Annotated in this window: 18 protein-coding genes; 14 read left to right on the top strand and 4 right to left on the bottom strand. The window is 57.5% G+C overall.

What is annotated here, in order from left to right:
* Positions 1-6 precede the first annotated feature (6 nt).
* Positions 7-1,008 (top strand): ABC transporter ATP-binding protein, encoded by a 1,002-nt coding sequence (locus PAE61_RS14185; protein WP_271113026.1) that lies wholly within the window; start codon positions 7-9, stop codon positions 1,006-1,008.
* Positions 1,009-1,306: 298 nt separating this feature from the next.
* Entirely contained in the window at positions 1,307-2,752 is a 1,446-nt protein-coding gene (locus PAE61_RS14180) for an oligosaccharide flippase family protein (RefSeq protein ID WP_271113025.1), read from the top strand.
* Between the two features lie 187 nt (positions 2,753-2,939).
* Here PAE61_RS14180 and PAE61_RS14175 read toward each other — a convergent pair whose 3' ends face one another.
* On the bottom strand, positions 2,940-4,073 hold the full coding sequence (locus tag PAE61_RS14175) for a glycosyltransferase (RefSeq protein ID WP_271113024.1): 1,134 nt from the start codon (positions 4,071-4,073) through the stop codon (positions 2,940-2,942).
* Positions 4,066-5,004, bottom strand: a complete 939-nt coding sequence (locus tag PAE61_RS14170; protein ID WP_271113023.1) for a glycosyltransferase family 2 protein — start codon at positions 5,002-5,004, stop codon at positions 4,066-4,068. Before PAE61_RS14170 ends, PAE61_RS14175 begins: the two co-directional genes overlap by 8 nt.
* Positions 5,005-5,245: 241 nt before the next feature.
* Here PAE61_RS14170 and PAE61_RS14165 point away from each other — a divergent pair, with 241 nt between their 5' ends.
* From PAE61_RS14165 to PAE61_RS14150, 4 genes are all read left to right on the top strand, one after another.
* The gene (locus PAE61_RS14165; protein ID WP_271113022.1) at positions 5,246-6,322 is read left to right on the top strand and encodes a glycosyltransferase family 2 protein; all 1,077 of its coding nucleotides are present in this window, start codon (positions 5,246-5,248) and stop codon (positions 6,320-6,322) included.
* 310 nt (positions 6,323-6,632) lie between these two features.
* Positions 6,633-7,634 (top strand): GumC domain-containing protein, encoded by a 1,002-nt coding sequence (locus PAE61_RS14160; RefSeq protein ID WP_271113021.1) that lies wholly within the window; start codon positions 6,633-6,635, stop codon positions 7,632-7,634.
* Complete coding sequence (locus PAE61_RS14155; protein ID WP_271113020.1) at positions 7,631-8,455, top strand: glycosyltransferase; 825 nt, start codon at positions 7,631-7,633, stop codon at positions 8,453-8,455. Before PAE61_RS14160 ends, PAE61_RS14155 begins: the two co-directional genes overlap by 4 nt.
* A gap of 29 nt (positions 8,456-8,484) precedes the next feature.
* A complete protein-coding gene (locus PAE61_RS14150) occupies positions 8,485-9,846 on the top strand; it encodes an O-antigen ligase family protein (RefSeq protein WP_271113019.1) in 1,362 nt (453 codons plus the stop codon).
* Here the strand turns inward: PAE61_RS14150 and PAE61_RS14145 are convergent.
* Positions 9,818-10,513, bottom strand: coding sequence for a sugar transferase (locus tag PAE61_RS14145; RefSeq protein WP_271113018.1), 696 nt, complete (start codon positions 10,511-10,513; stop codon positions 9,818-9,820). The genes PAE61_RS14150 and PAE61_RS14145 overlap by 29 nt on opposite strands.
* Positions 10,514-11,195: 682 nt before the next feature.
* Between PAE61_RS14145 and PAE61_RS14140 the strand changes: the two genes are divergently transcribed.
* Positions 11,196-12,203 (top strand): TRAP transporter substrate-binding protein, encoded by a 1,008-nt coding sequence (locus PAE61_RS14140; RefSeq protein ID WP_271113017.1) that lies wholly within the window; start codon positions 11,196-11,198, stop codon positions 12,201-12,203.
* A 75-nt stretch (positions 12,204-12,278) separates the two neighbouring features.
* Here the strand turns inward: PAE61_RS14140 and PAE61_RS14135 are convergent, their stop codons facing one another.
* Positions 12,279-13,769, bottom strand: coding sequence for a fumarate hydratase (locus PAE61_RS14135; protein WP_271113016.1), 1,491 nt, complete (start codon positions 13,767-13,769; stop codon positions 12,279-12,281).
* Positions 13,770-14,064: 295 nt separating this feature from the next.
* On the opposite strand from PAE61_RS14135, the gene PAE61_RS14130 reads away from it, so the two are divergent.
* The 7 genes from PAE61_RS14130 (at position 14,065) to PAE61_RS14100 (ending at position 21,538) form a co-directional block, all read left to right on the top strand.
* Complete coding sequence (locus PAE61_RS14130; protein ID WP_271113015.1) at positions 14,065-15,492, top strand: hypothetical protein; 1,428 nt, start codon at positions 14,065-14,067, stop codon at positions 15,490-15,492.
* A gap of 129 nt (positions 15,493-15,621) precedes the next feature.
* Positions 15,622-16,788, top strand: coding sequence for an acyl-CoA dehydrogenase family protein (locus tag PAE61_RS14125; protein WP_271113014.1), 1,167 nt, complete (start codon positions 15,622-15,624; stop codon positions 16,786-16,788).
* On the top strand, positions 16,788-17,888 hold the full coding sequence (locus PAE61_RS14120; protein WP_271113013.1) for a CaiB/BaiF CoA transferase family protein: 1,101 nt from the start codon (positions 16,788-16,790) through the stop codon (positions 17,886-17,888). The genes PAE61_RS14125 and PAE61_RS14120 overlap by 1 nt, the downstream gene beginning before the upstream one ends.
* Complete coding sequence (locus tag PAE61_RS14115; protein ID WP_271113012.1) at positions 17,888-18,718, top strand: HTD2 family dehydratase; 831 nt, start codon at positions 17,888-17,890, stop codon at positions 18,716-18,718. The genes PAE61_RS14120 and PAE61_RS14115 overlap by 1 nt, the downstream gene beginning before the upstream one ends.
* Entirely contained in the window at positions 18,715-19,506 is a 792-nt protein-coding gene (locus PAE61_RS14110; protein ID WP_271113011.1) for an HpcH/HpaI aldolase/citrate lyase family protein, read from the top strand. The genes PAE61_RS14115 and PAE61_RS14110 overlap by 4 nt, the downstream gene beginning before the upstream one ends.
* Positions 19,507-19,736: 230 nt before the next feature.
* Positions 19,737-20,270 (top strand): TRAP transporter small permease, encoded by a 534-nt coding sequence (locus PAE61_RS14105; protein WP_271113010.1) that lies wholly within the window; start codon positions 19,737-19,739, stop codon positions 20,268-20,270.
* The gene (locus PAE61_RS14100) at positions 20,267-21,538 is read left to right on the top strand and encodes a TRAP transporter large permease (RefSeq protein ID WP_271113009.1); all 1,272 of its coding nucleotides are present in this window, start codon (positions 20,267-20,269) and stop codon (positions 21,536-21,538) included. The genes PAE61_RS14105 and PAE61_RS14100 overlap by 4 nt, the downstream gene beginning before the upstream one ends.
* The last annotated feature ends 30 nt before the right edge of the window (positions 21,539-21,568 follow it).

Here is a 21,568-nt window from a genome sequence, read left to right as displayed (position 1 = left end):
ACTCACATGGGAACCCTGAATCTCTCTGCTGTCACCAAGACATTCGGCAAGGTCGAGGTCATCAAGGGCGTCGATCTAACCGTAAATGACGGTGAGTTCTGCGTCTTTGTCGGCCCGTCCGGCTGTGGTAAATCGACCCTGCTGCGCATGATCGCGGGGCTTGAGGATGTGACCTCGGGCGATGTCCTGCTGGATGGGGATCGGATCAACGATCTGGCCCCTGCGCGGCGGGAAATCGCGATGGTCTTCCAGACCTATGCGCTGTACCCGCATCTGACGGTCCGCGACAATATGGGGCTGGGATTGAAACAGCTTGGCACCCCGAAGGATAAGGTGGCGGCAGCGGTGGACAAGGCCGCCGGAATGCTGGCGCTTGAGCCGCTGATGGATCGCCGCCCGTCCGAATTGTCGGGCGGACAGCGCCAGCGTGTCGCCATTGGCCGCGCGATTGTACGGACGCCGAAACTGTTCCTGTTCGATGAACCCTTGTCGAACCTCGATGCCGCCTTGCGCGTCGCCACACGGATCGAGATTGCGCGTCTGCATCGCGATCTGGGCGCGACGATGATCTATGTGACCCATGATCAGGTCGAGGCGATGACGTTGGCCGACAAGATCGTGGTGTTGCGGGCCGGTCGGGTCGAACAGGTCGGCAGGCCGATGGATCTGTATAACGACCCGGATAACACATTCGTCGCCGGGTTTATCGGAAGCCCTCAGATGAATTTCCTGAAGGCGGGACAGCTTGGTCTGCGTTCGGATACGCTCGGTATCCGGCCCGAGCATGTAGAGATCTCGGAGACTGACGGGCAGATCGAGGGCCGGGTCAGCCATCTTGAGAAGCTTGGCGGAGAGACACTGACCTATGTCCGCACCGACGACCACGGCCTGCTGACAGTTCGCCAGTTCGGCGAGCATGATCACGCGGTGGACAGCAAGGTCTGGCTCACCCCGGACCAGTCCCGCGCATTCCATTTCGACGGCGAGGGGCAGCGGCTGAGAAGCTGATCTGCGAATTCCGACCTGCTTAACGGATGCTGTCAGGTCATGCCGGGCTGCCACTCGGGATGACCTGGCATAGGCATGATTCCATGCTCTAAAGGGGTACAGGCGTCACAATACCGCAGCGGTTGCGTGTCGCTAGGCTTGCATCCGACTTGGGATTGAAGCCGTCGGCTCGGCCCAGATAATTCGCTGCGGGAATACTCTGCACCACAGACGCTGCCTCTGCCTGATAATCTTTGCCCGGCTTGCGCCTGCCTGGCTTTGACGGCAGAAGGCACGGAGTGTGCCGAGGTGTTTTGTTATGGCGAGTTTCAAGATTTGGATCGGGGCGTCGGCCGCTGATACAATTACCCGATTGGCCTTGCAGCTTGGTAGCACAATGGTCATGGCGCGTATTCTCAGCGCGGAAGAGTTCGGCCTGGCCAGCATGGTGTTGGGCGTGAATACGGTAATGGCCGCATTTATCGGCCTGCCATTCGAAGAATCTCTTGCGCAGCGGCGACAGCTTTATACCACGCATCTTGAAACTGTGCTGTTCGTCTCGGGCATATTGACGCTTCTATCGATGGCCCTGTCGGCTGTATTCGGCCCGATAATTGAGAATTTTGCCAATGCGCCGGGCTTTGCTGTGGCGCTGATTGTTTCCAGCCTGTTGCTGTTCGCCCAAGGGCCCGGAGCGGTAGCGCGTGCTATGGCACGGCGGCACCGGCGTTTTGTCGATCTGTCGATCTGTAACGCAGTCTCGACCGCGCTTGCCTGCGTGGTAGCGGTGATGGCCGCATTTTCCGGTTGGGGCGTCTATGCGCTGATCCTCCAACGGCTTCTGCCCAATTTATTCTTTCCGATGCTGGCCGCCGGATTCATGGGGCTTGGTGGTAAGCGCGTCCTTCTTCCGTTGCGTTGGCACGCGACACGCTTCCGAGAGCTGTTTCGTTTTTCATGGCTGCATCTGGCAAATGTCGGCGTGACCAATTCTGGTCCGGCGACGTTGGCATTTCTGGTAAACGCCTATTTCGGGCAAGCTATTCTTGGCCAGTGGAATATTGCACTGCGTATTGTCGATCCGTTGCGCATGGCACTGATGGGGGTCGGCCATAATCTTGCTTTCTCGGCTCTGGTCCGTCTGCAGCTTGATGCGCGGAAGCTGACGGCAAAAGCCGGTGAGATCGCCTTGGCTACAGGCTTCATTATCATTCCTGCATTTGCCGGGCTGGCTGTCGCAACCCACGTTTTGCTGCCTATGCTGGTCGGTCCAGGTTGGGAGGGCGCGGTCCCGCTGTCGCAGATGCTCTGTCTTGGGGTCGGGCTGTCGCTGCCATTTCGCTTCTATTTCTCGGGCTATTCTGCGCTTGGGCGGCCCGAATATGGGCTGATCAGCAGCATCTTCGCGTTGGTTTCAATGGTGGCAATCTTCATGATCGCCACCGATGCAGATATACATAATGCTGCCGGAGTGGCCTTCATTGCCTCTGAAGCGGCGACGGTTGTGACCGCGGTCGGTTTTGCAACGTTTCTGATTGGCCGCGCTATAATGCCGATAATGTTCAGAATGCTCCGGATTTGGATCGGTGCACTGATCATGGCCGCTGTGGTCTGGTCGCTTTTCCTGTCCGGCCCAGAGGTACCGGTCACGCTTCCACGCCTTGCCGCGATTATCTTGACAGGGATGGCTATTTATCCAATGGCAATGTTGGTGGTGTGTCGCCGTTGTCTGACCGACTTCATCGGACTGATCCGTGGCAAATAGCCGGAGCGTGTCAACGCGGCGCTATCTTTGGTTGCATATCGAAGAAGCGGGAAACGATGTTTTCATCTTTCGCCCCGATACTGGCCGGGACGCGGCCCATATTCACGAAGGAAAACCGGATTTCGACCTTCGCATCTTGTTTAGCGCCAAGCATAATCTGGCTGCAGAGGACTTCAAACCTTCGGTGTTATGTCCTGTCGGTAGCGCAGTTCAGCAAATTCCGATACAGCGCATCTACTTGGCCTGCCATGCGATCCGCGGTGTATTTTTGCAGGTAACGTCGATAGCTCTGTTCACCGTATCGGCGCAGATCCGTGTCGCTGCTCGCCCGAATAGCTGCGACAATTTCCTCAACTGCATCCGGCGTGAATAAGCGTCCTGTTTCATGGTCGATCACGATATCCTGTAAGCCGCCGACGCGGCTTGCAAAGACCGGCAGCCTTGCCTGCATCGCCTCGACCGCCACCAGGCCGAATCCTTCCCAGCGAGACGGCACGAGAAGCAGGTCAGCGCGAGAAAACAGTTCAAACACCCGCTGGCGGGGTTGCCAGCCGAGAAGATCAACATTCTCTGGCACTTCGGGCAGTTTATCTGCCGAGACGATGGCGCTGCCGATCGCCGCGCCTCTGGCGGAATCGCCCAGCTTGCGCATCACCTGCAGAAAGGTGTCATAGCCTTTCTGGCGGTCAAATCGCCCTGCAAAGGCGATCAGCCGGGGCTGGCCTTCATTGCGTGCGCTGCGTGAGGGCAGAGCCGGGCGCGGGCTTACGCCGTTATTTATGACGGTCAGCTTGCGGTCGGGAATGCCCACATTCAGCGCTTCGCTCAGCTCATAATCCGAGATGCAGATAATGCGGTCCGTCGCCCTGCTGAGTACCCGCTCGACCGCAGCCACACTGCGTTGCATCCTGCGGCTGCCGTGCCGAGAGAATGCCCATCCATGCGGACAGTAGATGACTTTCGTCCGTCTCGGGATCAGAGGCGCAAGGCCGCGAATTGCGGCTCCGGCGAATGTTGAGTGTATATGTACTATATCCGGCTTCACGCGCCGCAAATGCTGGATCGTTCGCCAGCCAAGTGTTATCAAATCCTTCTTAGAGGATCGCTTATGCGGGAAGCCGATAAAGTGGAAATTTTTGCCGTTGACACCAGACAGCGCATCACGATTGATCTCGGGGCTAAGCAGGTCGATCCGAGCTTCGGGAAGGCCCTCAATCTGCGCGGTAAGCAATTCCTCAAGATAGGTGGCGACGCCACCAAGCGATGCCTCGGTGACATGAACGATATGTAGAGGCGCTGAGCTAGGTTGCCGCTTAGCCATGCCGCAGCCTAACCATTGTATCCCGAAGGCGACGATATGTGCTCGGGGTCAGTCCATGCATCATGATCGCAGCGGCGCGTTTGGGTGATATGGCGCCAAGAAAGATTGCGCGGCGAAGGATAGAAAGGGCATGTTTTGGCTGCGAGCGTAAAATCTGAGGAACGAGGAAACGTGCCAGAAATCCGCTTTCTGCCTTTGCGGTCAGTCGCGATGCCTGATGGTTGGCCCAGTCCACAATTTCATCCGGAGAGGTCGTATAGGAAAGTCTTCCCTCTGCCTGATCGTCATGCCAGATCACCAAAGGATCGGGCAGCATGCGAAACCGGGCTCCGGCATTTTCAAGGCTCAGGCACAGGTCGAGATCCTCCAGACAGCGTAGCGTTTCGTCGAAACCTGTCCGCATCAGAAGCTCACGAGGTACGACAAGTGTCGAGGTTTGCATCAGGCCGTTATTGGCGAAAAGGTAATCCCCGATGGGTTCATTCTCGCCAATCGACCTGCCCGGCTTCACCATCCGATTGCCTTCGTCGCGATGGAAAAACAGCGGAGAGTACCAGACGATCATTCCGCCCGCGGGATCTGCGGTAATTGCTTTGCGAAAATTTGAGAGCTTTCCGGGCAGGAACTCGTCATCCGAATCCAGAAATGCCACATATCGGCCCTGCGCTTCGGCCACGCCCCTGTTTCGTGCGGCGGATGCTCCTGCATTTTCTTGACGAATGCAGCGAATGCGTGGGTCGGTATATGCCTCGACTATTTCGGCAGTATCATCAGCAGAGCCGTCATCGACAACGACCACTTCAAAATCCGGATCGCTTTGAGCGAAGCAGGAGGCCAGCGTCCGGCCTATTTTGTCGGAGCGGTTATATGCAGGGATGACGACAGAAAAAAAAGGGTAATCCGAGGATGACCGGAAAACTGTGTCGGACATAGAGTAACCACAAAAAAACAAAAAGCGGTCCAGCCCGAAGGTGATCCCGGATCTGCACTGCCTGAAAAGATAGCGTTATCGTATGGAACCTGCGCGGCACCGCAAGCGGATTCGCACCGACAGGGCTCTCTTTGCCGGAAAGTTGCCGAGCCGATGCTTGCCATCATTGCGGCCTTCAGGCACTCACCACCAATTGGTAATTGGATGCAGATCCGCATTTTTGGGATCGAATGGGTTGGTGATGAGTAGCTCTTTTCTTCTTTCCGTAGTGATCCCGAACCGCAACCGGGCCCGGCCTTTGCTACGGTCGGTACTGTCAATTCTGGATCAGTCCGAGGACCGGATCGAGATCATCGTTGTGGATGATTGCTCCGAAACCGACCTGTCCTCAGAATACGGGTTTCTCGAATCCAAAGGCGTTAAAATCCTGCGCCAGACGCGGCATTTGCGGGGTGCTGCTGCCCGAAATCGCGGTGCGAGTGAGGCAGCAGGTACGCATATCAGTTTTCTCGATTCTGACGATATGTGGCTTTCGGGGCGATATGATGAGATCAGGAGCTTCTATGCCGACCCCGCTCATATGCACAGCGTGCTGATCGGTCGCTCGGTTCTTCATCTCGACGGAGAGATCCGGCCTTCTATTCAGCCTGTGTGGAAGAAAGGCAGTTCACTGGTCGAGTACGCCTATCGCGACCGGGGCCGGATTCAGACATCCATGCTGGCAATGTCGACAGAAATCGCGCGTAAATATCCTTTCGATGAGACGCTGCGGGTTAATCAGGATACTGATCTGGCAATGCGGATGGATCGCGCCGGGATCGGCTTCGTGGTTGCCGCAGTTACTTCGTTGGTGAAGGAAGAAACTCGGGACAGTCATCGCCTGACGATGGGCCGCGAGACGGCGGACCTGTCCTATGCGTGGTTTAAGCGGGAGTCGCATGACTGGTCGGCGGCGGCAAAAAGCGGGTACCATCTGGAGGATCGTGTCTGGCGTCTGGCGGATTCCGGTCGCCGTGGGGCAGCTTTACTAAGCCTTCTGCGTACACTTTTTCCCCCGGTTTCGGTCAGGGAATCAGCGCGGCGTGGAGTTAGCTTGGCGCTTGGCGAACGGGGATATTCCCGGCTGAAACAAGGCATAAGCATGCTGAAAGGCGCAGGTAGGACAGAAGAAAAATTCGGCCAGGGCTATCTGGATCGCTGGCAGCGTCTGAGCCGCGAGGCGGATGCGATCTGCGCATCGGTCAGGTCCGGTGATGTTGGCGGTGCATCCGGTCCAATAAGTAGGTCTCGCGTGGTTTTGGGCAGAAAAGGGCGCTAGATGCGCGGTCAATCGCCGACTGACCATTGTTGTGATTGCTGACCTCCGTTCTCTTCTCGACGTTAACTACAAAACTGCCTAAGAGCAGCGCGTTACTCTGCTTGTGAGTTCAAGCTGTTTTGTGTTTTAAGGTGATGCGAGTGCGTGCAGGTTTGTGTGCCGCGAGTCCCCATGTCGGGTCTCATGTGCTTCTGATGACGGACGCAATCGCCGAGCCGCCCCGTCGGATCCGCAAAATCAATCCCGACTTCGTCCGTGGTGTCTCTTGCCGGGCGCGATCATGCGCATCCTGGTGTGGGGAGGAAGGATGATGCAGGCAGCGCCTCGATCCTTCTCATTCTCGGATGTTTTGCGTGCTTTGTGGCGCAATCTTCCTCTTGTGTTGGTGCTAAGTGTTCTCGGTGGTGTGGGTGCGTATTTCATGGCGCGGAGTTTGCCCGACCAGTATTCGGCCTCGGCCAAGCTTATTTCCGACGCTGCCCGAGCCGGGCTCATCACACGCCAGGGTGAGACGGCTGATGAGACCGGTGAGGTGACTGCGACTTCGACCATCGTCGAAACGATGGTAACGCCGGTCGTTTTGGGTCATGCGCTCGACGAAATGTCGCCCGAGGTGGTGGCGCTTTTGGCGGAATCTGGCCGCAGCCCAAACGAGCCGCCACCCGTCGATCAGACAGAAAACGAAGGGCGTCAGGCCTTGCTTCGGACGTTGGGACAGAACCTGCAAGTCAGCAACAGCGGCCGTTCATTCGTGGTAAATCTCAGCTACACCGCCGAAAACCCGGTGCTGGCAGCCGGCGCGGCCAATGCCGTGGCGCACGGCTATCTGGCCTATCGGCTGGAATTGCGTAACGCCGTTTATCAGGAAATGCTGGAAAATCTTCAGCAACAAATAACCGACCAGACCAATGGATTGAGAAGCGCGGAACAAACCGCTCAGACCATGCGGGAACGGGTGCGGTTGCTGAGCCAGCGCTCAGATGTCTGGGCCGAAGATGAACAGGACAATGCCATAGCCCAGAATGCCGAGCTTTATTCGAGGCAGCGCGAGGCTGAGCGCGAGGTCGATGCAACGGCTGTCGTCTATGAGCGGCTTCTGCTGGAACATCGGCAAATTCAGAGCCTTATGGGTGAGCCGGAAATCTCGGTTCAGCTTTTTTCTCCGGCTATTGTGCCGACGCAGCCAAGTGGGTTTAATGTGAAGCCGGTCATTATATTGTTGGGAATTGTGACCGGCTGCCTGCTGGGTCTGACCATCGGGCTGATCCGTCAGCGCGGCCAGAGCATTGCGCGTAATGAGGTCCATACATGACCGATGATGTGGGACAGCCTTTCGCCCGATCCCGGCCGCAGATCTGTGTTCTCATTCCCGTGTTTCGTGATCAGTCTGGCCTGAACGAAACTCTGCGCATTCTGGCCCGAGATGAATCCCGGTTTGATATTATAGTTGTGGATGATGGCTCTCCGGAACCGATCCGTGCTCCGGAGAGTGCCGGGGCGCATCGTGTCACGCTGCATCGGCTGGAATGTAATCAAGGAATCGAGCATGCGCTGAATGCCGGAATCGGAGAGATATTTGATCACGGCTATAGCTACATCGCGCGGCTGGATTGCGGAGATCTTCCGCTGCCCGACCGGTTCAGAAAACAGCTCGTGTTCATGGGACAAAATCCTGATGTCGGGATCGTGGGAACCTGGGCGCGTTGTGTCAATGATGAAGGGGATTACTTGTTCACCTTGCGCTTTCCGACGGAATTTTCGGCGATGAAAAGGCGGCAGCGCTATGTTCCGGCAATGCTGCATCCGACCATCATGATCCGGTCTGAGGCGCTGCAAAAGGTTGGAGTTTATTCCGATCGGTACAGAACAGCCGAGGATTATGAGCTATTCATGCGCATGGCGCGGGATTACCGCATCGCGAATATCCCCGAGGTGCTAACTCAGTATATCGTCAGCGAGACCGGCACGACCGCCGCCAAACGCAAGCGCAACCTCGTGTCGCGGCTGCGGGTGCAACAAGATTATTTCTCGTGGACCGATCCCCATGCCTACCTCGGCATCGCGAGAACGCTTATTTTTATGGCTATCCCCTTCAGCTGTCTGACGGCGGTGAAAAAGAAGATCTGGAAATGACAGCGGCGGATGGCCGCGTCCTTCCGCGGATGCTGGTGATCATGCTGTTGGTCGCGACGATATTCAATGATATCACTCCTTTCCTGCCAGTGGGAGAAATGGCGAAGGATGGGTTTATCTATCTCTTCCCAATTGCCTTTGGGCTATTCCTGCTGAGGCCCAGACAGATCCGGTTTCCTGCCGCGTTCACTGCGATTTTTCTGATCTTCATCGCTGTGATCGTGACCGGCGTCGTGCTGAACTACGATGAGATCTCGACAGCCTATTTCAAGGGCCGCAGCGGGATGAGCCGAGTCATTACCCAAGGTATGGTGGTGGTTTTGGGTCCTCTCGTTTCACTGCTTTTCTACAACCTCGCGCATCGAGGACAGATGCGTGATATTTCCCGTGGAGCAGAGATCACTCTTTGGGTGATGGCGGTGGTCGGCTTTCTGGAGTTGATGTCGTGGTACAGCATCCCGGGCTTGACCCAGCTTTATGATACACTGTCGATTGCGATCCATGCGGGGAACGAAGACTACGCCAACCGGCTGCGAACCGCAGCGTTCGAGGCGTCGTGGGCTGCCGTCATGGTCAGCTTCGTCTTTCCCTTCGCCATGACCCGTGCGACGCCGGTTAAGCTTGTTGTTTACAGCTTGATCGTGATTGCGATCATGGGGCTGGCACAGTCGCGCACTGCGATGCTGGTCATCGGCATTCAGTTCACGGTTCTTGCGGCTGCATTCTTCCGGCATCGAAAGGATTACTTCATCTATGGCGCGACGGTTGCCTGTCTGGTTGCAATGGCTATTCTGACCACACCGGGCTTGGGGCAGAGCGTTACAGAAAAATTCTCTAACCTGATCGAGTATGGCAGCACTGAGGGGTTGATCGACACCACGCCCGGAGCGATTGAAAACGCTTCAAACGTCACCCGGCTAGCTGCAATCCGCGCTGGCATGTCGATGTTCCGCGAGCGTCCTCTGATTGGTGTTGGTTTCGGACAGTATGGGTTTCACTATCCATCGCATATCCATATGGACGATATGCGAAGCTGGGAGGTTCAGCGCTACGTCACTGAGGGCGATACCCAGCTTGGCTGGCCTCCGGCCTACTCTCTGCATGTGCGGATGCTGTCAGAGACGGGGATGCTCGGTTACTCAATGTGGCTGATGATTATACTGCCGGTGTTGTTCCGGTCCCTGATTATGGCTGACGGGCGCAGCTATCTAGGGCGGATGCATCTTGCAGTGGCGATGATACTGATCGGGTGGATGTTGCTTGGGGTGAGTATCGACAGTTTTCGTTTCTTCGGCGGATGGATCGCTTTAGGGGTGGGGCTGGCGCTTTCGCGCCCGCCCCAAGTTTCAGGGAACCGGGGCGTCAGCGTCCGGTCCGCTTCAGCATCGTGACGATAGTCATCACCATGATGCGCAGATCCTCCACGAAGGACATGTTACGCGAATAGGCGACATCCATATCGACACGTTCCTGATAGCTGACGTCATTCCGGCCTGTCGTCTGCCATAGCCCGGTCAGACCCGGTCGCAGCTTCAGATAGGTATCGGCGTCTTTGCCATAACGCGGCAACTCGTCACGAACAATCGGGCGCGGGCCAACAAGGCTCATTTCACCGCGCAGCACATTGAAAAGCTGAGGCAGCTCATCAAGGCTGGTTTTTCGCAGAATGTTCCCCAAACGGGTGATGCGTGGGTCATCATTCAGCTTTTGTGTTTGTGACCATTCCTGCTGCTTTTCCGGGGAGTCCGCCAGAATATCTTTAAGCCGTTCCTCTGCGTTCATGACCATCGACCGCATTTTTATGCAACCGAAGGATTTTCCCTCTTGCCCTACGCGGCTGTGAATAAAGAAAGGTTTTCCCTTGTCTTGCGCGAATATTATCAGCCCTAGAATGGCAAGGGCAGGAAGTATTATTGATAGCGCAATTAGGCTTATTGTAATATCAAAAAAACGCTTGCCACCGTTATTATACCAGTCGGTGCGATGGTGATCGCGAGAGGTTAGTGCCGTGGATACACTGTCAGGCCTGCTAATAATTTGATTGTTAACATTAATCATATTTACCACCAATCGTTCCACACGGCGGATGCCGTGGCTTACCGTTTAACCGAACCCTCCCAGTTTATTGGTTTCAGTTAGCTATCCGCCCTGATTCTGTAAAGCGCTGCGATGCAGCATGATTATGCATTGGTGTTGAGATTAGTCGCTTTTCGTTATGGTCTGGATGTGGGTTGGGTGTGATAAAAATAAATTTGAACTGAACGTATCTTTTTAATTTTATGGCGATACAAAGAAGAATGTGAGTTCTTGTGTTTGATCATATATGTGCTATTCCCCATGTTAATTAACAGGAGGAGCTTTATTTGGATTTCTCCTTAAAGCAGAATTTTCGTTCTGCGAGTAAAAAGCTTGCAGGACTGCCGCTTGAGATGTGCAGAAAATCACTGGCGCGGTTTTGCCGATCATATGCTGATTATCGGCTGTATTTTGCCGAATCTTCTATGGCACGGTTTTTTTGCGACATGCAAAGGCGAAATACGCAGACTGAAAAAGATGGCGCTCGCCCTGCCAGAACGCGACCGGCTACAAGACGACAGCAGAAGGTCAGGCCATATAAAAAAACAATAGCTGTGAGAAGCAGCGGCTATTTGATAAATCTTCAGGACCGTAGAAACATAACGGTTTCGTACAGTCGAAGGGCGGCACGGTTTATGCGTGTGATCGCCCGAAGGGAGGATATATGATAAATCGCCGCTACTTCACCAAACTCGCATGTGCCGGGGCGTTGCTGATGGCAGCCGCTCTGCCGGGCAGTGCGCAGGAAACGATCACCATCAAGTTCAGCCATGTCGTTGCACCCGATACGCCCAAGGGGAAGGGCGCGTTGAAGTTCAAGGAACTGGCGGAACAATATACGGATGGGCGTGTCGTCGTAGAAGTCTATCCGAACAGCCAGCTTTATAAGGATAAAGAAGAGCTTGAGGCGCTTCAGCTTGGCGCGGTGCAGATGCTGGCGCCTTCGCTGGCAAAGTTCGGGCCTTTGGGAGCTCAGCAGTTTGAGCTGTTCGATCTGCCAATGCTGTTCCGGAACCGCGACGACCTGCGCAAGATCACCGAGGGCGAACTGGGTGCGACCATGCTGTCCGCTCTGGAAGAGAAGGGCATCAAGGGTCTTGCCTATTGGGATAACGGTTTCAAGATCATGACTGCGAATTCGCCGGTCATCGTTCCTGACGATTTCCTGGGCCTGAAGATGCGTATCCAGTCGTCCAAGATTCTTGAGGCGCAAATGAACGCGCTTGGCGCGGTGCCGCAGGTGATGGCGTTCTCTGAAGTGTATCAGGCGCTGCAAACCGGCGTCGTTGACGGCACGGAAAACACGCCGTCGAACACGTTCACCCAGAACGTCCACGAGGTTCAAAGCCACGCAACCGTGTCGAACCACGGCTATATTGGTTACGCGGTCATCGTGAATAAGGAGTTCTGGGACGGATTGCCGGAAGATGTGCGGGGTCAGCTTGAGCAGGCCATGACCGAGGCATCCGAATTCGCAAACAGCATCGCCGAGGAAGAAAACAAGGCTGCGATGGAAGGCATCCGCAATGCCGGAACGACCGAGGTGCACGATCAGACCGAAGAAGAGCGGGCCGAATGGTTCGAGGTTCTTCGCCCGGTGCATGAAGAGATGGCAGACCGGATCGGTCCCGATCTGGTTCAGCAGGCCTATGAGGTGCTTGGCATCGAATAATGCCGGGGCCGTGCCATCCGGTTGCGGCGCGGTGACGGATTAAGTTCGCAAAGGGCCGCGCGGTTGCGTGGCCCTTTACTTTCGCCACCGAAGCGGCCCGGATCGGTGCACCGAATTTCCCTTTGCATCGACCGCGACCGTGACCGGCATGTCCTTCAGGGTGAATTCGTGGATCGCCTCCATTCCGAGATCCTCGAAAGCGATGACCTGCGCCTCGCGTATCGCCTGAGAGACAAGATATGCCGCGCCGCCTACTGCGATCAGATAGGCGGCCTTGTTGCGGGCAATCGCCTCGATTGTTGCGTCGCCGCGTTCGGCTTTGCCGACCATGACGGCAACGCCCAAACGGTCCAGCATCATATCGCTGTATTTATCCATCCGCGTCGATGTGGTGGGGCCCGCCGGGCCGACCACCTCATTCCCGACCGGATCGACCGGCCCGACATAATAGATTGCCCGATCCCTGACATCGACCGGCAAGGTTTTCCCCTCGGCCAGCAATTGCTGAATCCGCCGGTGCGCGGCATCGCGCCCGGTCAGGATCTTGCCGGACAGAAGCAGCGTTTCCCCCGGCTGCCACTCTGCGATCCCGTCGCGGGTCAGACTGTCCAGATCGACGCGGCGGGCATTGCTCCAGGAATCCTCGATATTCAGATCGGGCCAATCCGACAGGTCCGGGGCCTCAAGCTGTGCTGGACCGTTGCCGTCCAGCGTGAAGCTGACATGCCGCGTTGCCGCGCAATTCGGCACCATCGCCACAGGAAGCGAGGCGGCATGCGTCGGAAAGCTGCGGATCTTTACATCCAGCGCGGTTGTCACGCCCCCCAGACCCTGAGCGCCGATGCCAAGCGCGTTGATCCGTTCGATGATTTCCAGCCGAAGTTCTTCCTCTGGTGTGGTCGGTCCGGTTTCCCTCAGCGCCGTCACGTCGATCGGTTCGTTCAGCGCCTGTTTGGCCATGACCATTGCCTTGTCGACGCTGCCCCCGATCCCGATGCCGAGTATCCCCGGAGGGCACCATCCCGCGCCCAGAGTCTCAACGGTTTCGACAACCCAGTCGGCGACCGATGCGGATGGGTTCAGAACGGCGAATCTGGTCTTGTTTTCTGAGCCTCCGCCCTTGGCCGAGACATCAAATGTTACCCGATCACCCGAGACCATCTCGACATGCAGCATGGCGGGGGCATTGTCGCGCGTATTTCCCCGCTCTCCGAAAGGGTCCGCGACCACCGAGGCGCGAAGCGGGTTGTCCGAGTTGCGATAGGCGAGGCGGACGGCATCGTCGACGATCTCTTGCAGCGGGCGCTTCCAGCCAAGCTGCGCCTGCACGCCGATCCGGGCCGTGATATTGGCGACGCCGGTATCCTGACAGATCGGACGATGGCCAAGCGCGGCCATGCGTGAATTGACAAGGATCTGGGCGATGGCGTCTTTCGCGGCGGGGCTTTTTTCCGTTTCCCATGCGGATGCCATTGCGCGGATGAAGTCGCGCGGATGATAGTAAGAGATGAATTGCAGCGCGTCTGCGATGCTGCTGATCGTATCGTCTTCCGTGATGGCTGGCATGATCCACGTCCTGCTGGCAGTTAAGCGTTCCGCGTCTGTCCGACCGGCCGACGCTTCCGCATGTCTGACACTGCATTTCTGTCCCGGTCAGAGTATCGTGCGGCTCTGCATGCGGGCAACAGAATTGCCGAAGTCAAATGGCCGCCATATCAGAAAGTTATGTCTCCTCTGTCGTCGCGATATTGATCATGTATTCGTTTGGCGCGATGTTGCCTGTATCGCCGGGCTAGGTGAGCCAGGCCCGGCCCGATGCCGCAAGAGCGCTGCTTTTGCCGGTAAAAGGAGCATTTGAGGATTGGCGGAGCGTCGCGATCAGAAGGCGGCGGGCGGAGGCTTGTTCGCCTTGTCGGGATTGTTGCCTGCGGGTGTCATCCTCGCGACGATCCTGCGCGAATACAGCACCGCCGCGATTTTCGACTGGCTGGCGGGGGGGCTGGCGCTTGCTACGGTTGCGGTGCTTAGTTTCCGGGTCGGGGCGTCGCGTCTGTCATTCGTTCTGATCGGCGTAGCGCTGACGATCTGGGCCGCCATAGCGCATGAAAGCTGGGCCGCAGATGTCGGTCGCGCGGCGCTTGGCGGCAGCCTGATCATCGCCATGTTTACGGCGCTTGTGGCACTGCGAAACGTGGCCGCGACCTCGGCGGAAATCATCGAATGCGGTCGCTTTCTGGCCCGGCAACCTCCGGGTCTGCGCTATATCGCGCTGACGCTTGGCGGGCATTTATTCGGGTTGATCCTGCTTTACGGGTCGATCTCTTTGCTGGGGTCTCTGGCCACGGAAAGCAATGCCGACGAAAAAGACGCCGAGATCCGAGGTCATCGGACGCGGCGTATGCTGCTGGCGATACAAAGGGGCTTTGCCTCGACGCTGTGCTGGTCGCCTATGGCGTTTTCGATGGTGATCGCCACAGCGCTGATCCCCGGCGCAAGCTGGAGCGGGGTCGTTCTGCCATGCCTGTTCAGCACGTTTATTCTGTTGGCTGGCGGTTGGGCGATGGATACGATCTTCAAGCCGAAACTGTCGCATCCGGCACCGCCGCGCAGCCCGGATACAGGCCGCTGGTTGCCGCATCTGAAGCCGCTTCTGGTGCTGCTTGGCATCGTCGTCGCGGGGATTGTCCTGCTACGGGCATTGACCGGCGTCGAGGTGATCGGTGCGGTCATCACCCTGATTCCGATCCTGTCCGTCGGCTGGATCTGGCTTCAGGGTCGGGCCGAAGGATTTGCGCGATGGCGCTATACCTCGGGGCGCGTCGGCAGATTCGTCCTGCAGGATCTGCCCGGATATCGCGGAGAGATCGTGCTGTTGTTCATGGCGGCTTTTATCGGAAGTCTGGGGTCGTCTCTGTTAGGGCCGCTGCTGGTCTCGATGGGCGTGTCGCTTGCCTCGGTTCCGCCCCTGCTGATCGTGGTGGCGCTGATCTGGATCATCCCGCTCACCGGGCAATTGGGGATGAACCCGATCCTGTCCGTCTCATTGATCCTGCCGCTTCTGCCGACACCAGAGGCGATGGGGATGCATCCCGCCGTCATTATCACGGCGGTTACAGGTGGTTGGGCGCTGAGTGGTGCGACATCGCCGTTTACGGCCTCGGTTCTGCTGGTCAGTCATCTTGCCGGAGTTCCGCCGCGCAGGGCCGGGCTGATCTGGAACGGCCCCTATATCCTTGTGATGGGGACCGTGTTGTCGCTTTGGGTCGCGCTGCTTTCTGTCACGCTCTGAATGGCCCGGATTGTCGGGGCAGGGTGGCGATAGAATTTATATATATGTTCTATCGGCATCATATATTTGATGTATTGGTCGGCCTGATCCACTGTGGCCTTCGGTATTGCAGGGCAAGGGGGATCGTGTATGGCCTATCAGCGGACGGACGATGAATATCAGGATATTCGCGATGCGGTGGGTGCACTCTGCGCCGAATTTCCCGATGAGTATCACCGCAAGATCGATGAGCAGCGGGCTTACCCGGAAGAATTCGTCGATGCGCTGACCAAAGCGGGCTGGATGGCGGCGCTGATCCCCGAGGAATATGGCGGGTCCGGTCTGGGCCTGACCGAAGCCAGCGTCATCATGGAGGAAATCAACCGAGCGGGCGGCAATTCCGGCGCGTGTCACGGTCAGATGTATAATATGAACACGCTGATCCGTCACGGCTCCGAGGAACAGCGACGGGAATATCTCCCCCGGATCGCCAGCGGCGAGCTGCGGTTGCAATCAATGGGTGTGACCGAGCCGACGACGGGCACGGATACGACGAAGATCAAGACGACGGCGGTCCGCAAGGGCGATAAATATGTGATCAACGGGCAGAAGGTCTGGATCAGCCGCGTTCAGCATTCGGATCTGATGATCCTGCTGGCGCGGACGACGCCTCTGGCCGAAGTCAGCAAAAAATCCGAGGGCATGTCCATTTTCATTGTCGACATCAAGGAGGCAATGAAATCGGGCATGGATGTCAAACCCATCGCCAATATGGTCAATCATGAAACCAACGAATTGTTTTTCGACAATCTCGAAATCCCCGCCGCGAATCTCATCGGAGAGGAAGGGAAAGGTTTCAAATATATCCTCACAGGGCTGAATGCCGAACGGACCCTGATCGCGGCGGAATGTATCGGCGATGGCTACTGGTTCATTGACCGGGTGGTGAAATATGTCGGCGAACGTGTGGTGTTCGGCCGTCCCATCGGTCAGAATCAGGGTGTGCAATTCCCTATCGCCGAAGCGTTTATCGAAATCGAGGCCGCCAATCTCATGCGCTATGAGGCGTGCCGTCTTTACGATGCCGACAAACCCTGCGGCGGTCAGGCCAATATGGCGAAATATCTGGCAGCAAAGGCAAGCTGGGAGGCTGCGAATGCCTGCATCCAGTTCCACGGCGGCTTCGGCTTCGCGAATGAATATGATGTCGAGCGGAAATTCCGCGAAACACGGCTGTATCAGGTGGCTCCGATCTCGACCAATCTGATCCTCAGCTATGTCGCCGAGCATATGCTCGGTATGCCGAGGTCGTTCTGATGTCACTGCCGCTGGAGGGATTGACCGTCGTCACGATCGAGCAGGCCGTGGCGGCTCCGTTTACCACGTCGCGCCTTGCCGATGCGGGGGCGCGGGTCATCAAGATCGAACGTCCCGAGGGGGATTTCGCGCGTGGCTATGACGATGTGGCGAAGGGTCAGGCAAGTTACTTCGTCTGGCTGAATCGCGGCAAGGAAAGCCATGTTCTCGATCTGCGTGATGACAGCGGCAAGGCCGAGCTGGACAGGCTTTTGTCGGGCGCCGATGTGCTGGTTCAGAACCTCAAGCCGGGCGCGTTGGCGCGGCTTGGATTCAGCTTTGATACGTTGGCAGAGAAATATCCGGCTCTGATCGTCTGCTCGATCTCGGGCTATGGCGATGAGGGGCCGATGGCGGACAGGAAGGCCTATGATCTGCTGATTCAGGCGGAATCGGGGCTGTGCTCGATCACCGGCGGGCCGGGTGAGCCTTCCCGCGTCGGGGTGTCGCTGGTCGATATTGCGACCGGAGCGACGGCGCATGCCGCTATTCTTGAGGCGCTGATCAAGCGTGGTGTGACCGGAAAAGGGTCACGGATCTCGGTCTCGATGTTCGATGTGATGGCGGATTGGCTGACCGTGCCGCTGCTGAACCATGAAGGCGGAAAATCTCCGCGCAGGCTGGGTCTGGCCCACCCTTCGATCTCGCCCTACAGCGTTTTCACCTGCAAGGATGGAAAGCAGATCCTCATCTCGATTCAAAGCGACCGCGAATTCGTGAAATTTGCAGATGTTTTCATGGGGCGTCCCCAGATGGCGACGGATCCGCGCTTTTCTACGAATGTGCAGCGCGTCCGGAACCGGGCAGAGACAGATGGCGCGGTGGCCGAGGTCTTTGCGACAATGACGGAAGCAGAGGCCACTTCCCGGCTGATCGACGCCGACGTTGCCTTTGCATCGGTCAACGATATGGAAGGTCTGTCGCAACATCCGCAACTGCGCCGCATCACCGTCGATACCGAGGGTGGGCCGGTTTCCTATCCCGCCCCGGCGGCACGTTTTGCGGGTGAGGCCCGCAGCTATGGTGCCGTGCCTGCCATTGGTGAGGGGGACCGGGATTAATGCTGGATATCGAACATCTGCGAAGCTGGATCGGGCGCGAGGATATCGCGTCCGAGCAACTGACCCCCGCAGTTGCGCATCGTTTCAACGCCACTTTTGACCGGCCCGAACGGCCGGATAAGGGCGATGCGGCACCCGTGCTGATCCATCTCTGCCTTGCGCAGCCAGCCGCGCCGACCGCCGAACTGGGTGAGGACGGGCATCCTGCGCGTGGCGGCTTTCTGCCGCCCGTGCCTCTGCCGCGACGCATGTGGGCGGGTGGCTCCTTTGCTTTCAAGGGCGATATCCGCGTGGGTGAGGTGGTTACAAGGCGCTCGGTCATTCGGGATGTGACGGTGAAGGAAGGGCGCAGCGGGACGCTGTGTTTCGTGACGGTTGATCACGAGATCGACAGTGAAGGACGATCTGTGCTGAGCGAACGGCAAGATATCGTCTATCGCGGTGCCGATAATGCCAGCCGTCCCGCCAAGCCCACGCCAGAAGCGCCGCCCGGCAAGTTCCGTCAGGCGGTGACCCCTTCGCCTGCGCTGCTGTTCCGCTACTCGGCGCTGACCTTTAACGGGCATCGGATTCACTATGATTCCCCCTATGTCCGGGATATCGAGCATTATCCGGGGTTGATCGTGCATGGGCCGATGCAGGCGACGATGCTGGTGCATTATGCCGAAAAACTGAAAGGATCGCCGCTTTCGGAGTTCCGCTTCCGCAGCCTCTCACCGCTGTTTGATGATGCGGATTTCACCCTTAACGCGGAAGAGACTGAGAATGGCCTGCGGCTCTGGACCAGCTATGAAAACGGTCCCGTTGCGATGGAGGCACAGGCGACATGACGGGGCTGATCGAAACTGTCCGCGCACCGCTTTTCGTCCCTGCGAACCGGCCGGAACGCTTTGCCAAAGCTGCCGCATCGGGTGCGGATGCCGTCATTCTGGACCTTGAGGACGCTGTCGCGGATGCCGACAAAGCCGCAGCCCGGGCAAAGCTTCGGTGCGATTTCACCGATTTGCCGGTCATGGTCCGGATCAACGCCTCTGCCACGTCGCCGCATGAGGCGGATCTTGCCGCTGTTGCCGATCTGAAGCCGGCGGCTGTGATTCTGCCGAAAGCAGAGCTTCCCTCTGAAATCGAGGCGGTATCCAGACAAACTGATGTCCCCGTCATCGCGCTGATCGAATCGGCGCTTGGGCTGGCCAATGCCAGAGCGATTGCCGGGGTCGATGGGGCGGTGCGACTCGCTTTCGGGTCTATCGATTATTGCGCCGATCTTGGATGCGAGCATCTGCGCGATATCCTTCTGCCGGTCCGTACCGAGCTTGTGCTGGCGTCCCGTCTGGCCGGAATTGCGGCACCGATTGACGGGGTGACGGCTCAACTGGACGATCCCCGGATCAGCCATGACGATGCCAGACATGCCCGCGATCTGGGGATGACCGGCAAGCTTTGTATCCACCCAAAGCAGATCGACGCCGTCAAACGCGCCTTCGCACCGACCCCGGCAGAAATCGACTGGGCAGAGCGTGTGTTGGCTGCGGGAGACGGCGCGGTCTCGGTCGATGGCGCGATGGTGGATGCGCCGGTGCGGATCCGCGCAAGGGCGATCCTGTCGCGTCGGGATTGAGCCGCATCGGCTCGCCTCGGGATCGTATCGACGACTGTCGGAAAATCGCAGAAACATGCACCGTGGCTGCTTATCGTAGGCGCTCGGCATAAGGCTGTGCCGCGCAGTGGAAGACAGCTCTGCGAGTAACCTATAAAATAAGTCGACATTCGGCCCGGCAGATGTGATGAAGTCCGCAAAGGTCGTTTGCTGAGCAGACGCATATCCGAGAGCAAGTTGAGAGGGACGGCGTGTTAACCAGGCTGAGCGCAAGGCTGGAAACAGTCGAGTGGTATTGCGCCGGAGCGTTGCTTGGCGTCGTCTTCCTGCTGCTGCTGCTGAATGTGATCACCCGCGCTTTGGGTGCGCCGCTTTTATGGGTCGATGAACTGACCATCTATGCGACGATCTGGGCGGCTTTCATTGGTGCCTCCATCGCGATCAGCAATCGTCAGCATGTCGCAATGACGATGCTGACGGACAGACTGCCCCGGAAAATGCGGGATGCGATATTATGGGCGGTCGATGCGGCGCTGTTGGTTTTCTTTATCATACTTGGCTGGCTGATATGGATCTGGCTGGATCCGCTTGGCCTTATGCAGGCTGGCTCGGTGGCGCGATTCAGTCAGGAAACCTTCAATTTCGTATATAGTGAACCGACGGTCACACTTGGCACCAGAAAGATCTGGTTCTGGCTGATCCTGCCGGTCTTCTGCCTGACCGGGCTTGTACATTGTGCGGCGAATCTGTCGCAGCGCCTGCCGACAGAGAAAAACGCTCCATGACGGTCGCATTATCGTTTTTGGGCTTCCTGCTGGCAGGCTTGCCGATCGCGTTCGTGCTGGCAGCGACGGCGCTTGTTTTTATCATTGCAAGCGGCAACACGGTCCTGCTGCAATCCTTTGCCTCGCAGCTTTTCGGCGGGCTGGAGAATTATGGATTGCTGGCGCTGCCGATGTTCATCCTTCTGGGCGAATTCATGAATGCGGGCGGTATCGGGCGGCGGCTGATGAATCTGGCCCTTGCGCTGCTTGGTCCGGTGCGCGGCGGGTTGGCCTATGTCAGCTTGCTGGCGAATATGATGATGGCCTCGATCCTTGGTTCGACCGTGGCCCAGATCACCATCATGTCGAAAATCGCCGTGCCGGAGATGGAAAAGGCAGGTTATAAGCGGGATATATCGGTCGGGATTTCGGCAGCCGGAGGATTGCTGGCACCGATCATTCCGCCCTCGATGCTGTTCATCATTTTTGGTGTGGTCGCGCAGATGCCTATCGGCGATCTGTTCATTGCCGGGATCGTGCCCGGAATCATGATGTTTGTCGCCTTTATCGCTGTCATCGCCTTTTTTGCACGTATCCACGACTTCCCGGTCGCCAAACGTCCCTCAGGGAAGCAGCGTATCGCTGCGATTGTCGATGCGCTGCCCGCGCTGTCGATTCCGGTTATTATCACCGGCAGTATTCTGGGCGGGTTGGCGACGCCGACCGAGGCGGCGGCGGTCGCGACTCTGGCAGCGATGCTGACGGGGCTGCTGATCTATCGTGAAATCTCTGTCGCGGATATTTTTCCGGCATTCGCGAATGCGGCGAAGACCTCGGCCGTTGTGCTGTTTCTTATCGCTGCGGCACAGGTGTTCAGTTGGGTGATTACCTTCCAGAACCTGCCGATGCGGGTCGCGGATGCGATGCAGGAGGTTACCCAGTCTCCGATCATGTTCCTGCTGCTGCTTAATGTTCTTTTGCTTTTGCTGGGGATGATCACCGATCCGATTCCGGCGATCATTCTGGTTGTGCCGGTTCTGTTGCCCGTCGCGACGGGCGTTTACGGCATTGATGCGTTTCAGTTCGGCGTGATCGTCTGCCTCAACCTGACTCTGGGATTGCTGACACCGCCTGTCGGGACGGGGTTATTCGCCGCCGCCCTGATGGGAGGCGTCAAGGCCGAGCGGGTGGCCTGGGTGGTGACACCGTTCTTTCTGGCCGTCGCAGTTGTTCTGCTGCTGCTGGCATTCTTCCCGTGGCTTGTAACGGGGCTGAAAGATTTCTTGTGATAGCGGCTTAAAATGGAAGGAGACTAACCC

Source organism: Paracoccus aerodenitrificans, assembly GCF_027913215.1.
Lineage (GTDB): Bacteria > Pseudomonadota > Alphaproteobacteria > Rhodobacterales > Rhodobacteraceae > Paracoccus > Paracoccus aerodenitrificans.
The sequence above is the reverse complement of the archived record's forward strand: the minus strand, read 5'-3'. Positions and strand labels throughout refer to the sequence as shown.